Source organism: Phenylobacterium sp. (assembly GCF_036402295.1).
In the GTDB taxonomy this organism is placed as follows: domain Bacteria; phylum Pseudomonadota; class Alphaproteobacteria; order Caulobacterales; family Caulobacteraceae; genus Phenylobacterium.
Genome location: NZ_DASWTE010000090.1, coordinates 1 through 2,047, shown reverse-complemented (window position 1 = coordinate 2,047; position 2,047 = coordinate 1). Strand labels below are relative to the sequence as shown.

The window sequence follows — 2,047 nt, the reverse complement described above, 5'->3', positions numbered from 1 at the left end:
GCCGTCGTCTTGCCGGACGCGATGCCCATCTCGTTGAACAGGATATCGCCGATCTGCTTGGGGCTGCCCAGGTTGAACGGCCGGCCGGCGACGCGGTGCGCCTCGGCCTCCAGCTCGACCATGCGCACCGAGAAGTCGTGGCTGAGCTGCTGCAGGATCTGCGGGTCGACCTTGATCCCCTCCAGCTCCATGCCGACCAGCACCTCCGGCATCGGCCGCTCGAAGCGCTCGTAGACCGTGGCCATGTGCTCGTGCGCGAGCCGTGGCTTCAGATGCTCCCAGATGCGCAGCGTGACGTCGGCGTCCTCGGCGGCGTAGGCGGTCGCGGCGGCAAGGTCGACGTGCTTGAAGCTCTTCTGCGATTTCCCCACGCCAGCGACCTGCTTGTAGGGGATCGGCTCGTGGTCGAGGACGCGCTTCGAGAGATCGTCCATGCCGTACTTGTTGTGCAGGCCGCCCTCGAGGGCGAAGGCCAGCAGCATGGTGTCGTCGATGGGCGCGACGTGGATGCCGCGCCTGGCCAGCACCGCCATGTCGTACTTGGCGTTCTGCGCCACCTTCAGGACCGACGGGTCCTCGAACAGCGGCTTCAGCTTCGCCAGCGCGACGTCCTCCGGGACCTGCTCCAGATCGGCCGGCGCCTCGAGGGCCAGGCCGCCCTCGTGCTCGTGCGCGTGGCCGACCGGGATGTAGCAGGCCTGGCCAGGCGCGATGGCCAGTGACACGCCGCAGAGGTTGGACTGGAAGGCGCCCAGGGCGTCGGTCTCGGTGTCGAAGGCGACGACGCCGGCGTCGTAGGCGCGTGCGATCCACGCATCCAGGGTCTCCACGTCGCGCACGCAGACATAGGCGTTGGAATCGATGGCCCCGTGCTGTGGCGGCGTCGGGCCGGCGGCGCGGGTTTCGGCAAGGACCGACTGCACGGCGGCATCGCGGCCCGGCGCGGTGGCGTCGCTCACTCGGCGAGCAAGGGTGCGGAACTCCATCTGCTCGAGGAAGGCCTGCAGGACCCCGGCGTCCGGGTTGCGGACGGCCAGGTCGTCGATCGGCTCGGGCAGGGGGGTGTCGCAGTCGAGCTGCACCAACTGGCGCGACAGCCGGATCTGGTCGGCGAACTCGATCAGGGTCTGGCGGCGCTTGTCCTGCTTGATCTCGGAGGCTCTGGCGAGAAGCGTGTCGAGGTCGCCGTACTCGGCGATCAGGGCCGAGGCGGTCTTGATGCCGATGCCGGGGGCGCCCGGCACATTGTCGACCGAGTCGCCGCACAGCGCCTGGACATCGACCACCCTGTCCGGGGTGACGCCGAACTTCTCGAAGACCTGTTCGACGCCGATCTTCACGTTCTTCATGGTGTCGAGCATCGACACGCGGTCGCCGACCAGCTGCATCAGGTCCTTGTCGGACGAGACGATCACCACCTCGCCGCCCAGGTCGCGGACCTTGCAGGCGTAGGCGGCGATGATGTCGTCGGCCTCGTAGCCGGGCAGCTCGAGCGAAGGCACGCCGAACGCACGGGTCGCCTCGCGCACCAGCGGGAACTGCGGGCGCAGGTCTTCCGGCGGCGGCGGGCGGTGGGCCTTGTACTGGTCGTAGAGTTTGTTGCGGAACGTGTCCTCGGAGTGGTCGAACACGACGGCCAGGTGGGTCGGCGCGTCGGCCTGGGCCTTCATGTCGACCAGCAGCTTCCAGATCATGTTGCAGAAGCCGGCGACCGCGCCCACCGGCAGCCCGTCGGACTTGCGCGTCAGCGGCGGCAGAGCGTGGAAGGCGCGGAAGATGAAGCCCGAGCCATCGACCAGATAGAGCCGGACCGCGGGGCCGTCCTGGGTGGGTTCACGGGGGGTCTCGCCCACGGTCTGCGGGGCGTCGGCGTCGAGCGTGTCGGTCATGGGCGGAAGATAGGGGCTGGACGGCGCGAGGTCATCTGCGGAGGCGATCAACACGAGACGCCCTGCGCGCCGCAGGCGCTGTCATGATTGCCCGCGGAAGCACGCGGAAGGACGCGGAAGGGCGCCGGGCCTGGCGAGGCGCCGGGCTCGTTCTGCTC

1 protein-coding gene is annotated in these 2,047 nt (G+C 69.2%); it reads right to left on the bottom strand.

The features are described from left to right. A partial coding sequence (locus VGD44_RS05995; RefSeq protein ID WP_331084905.1) for a DNA polymerase occupies window positions 1–1,889 on the bottom strand: 1,889 nt, incomplete at its 3' end. Between the last annotated feature and the right edge of the window lie 158 nt (window positions 1,890–2,047).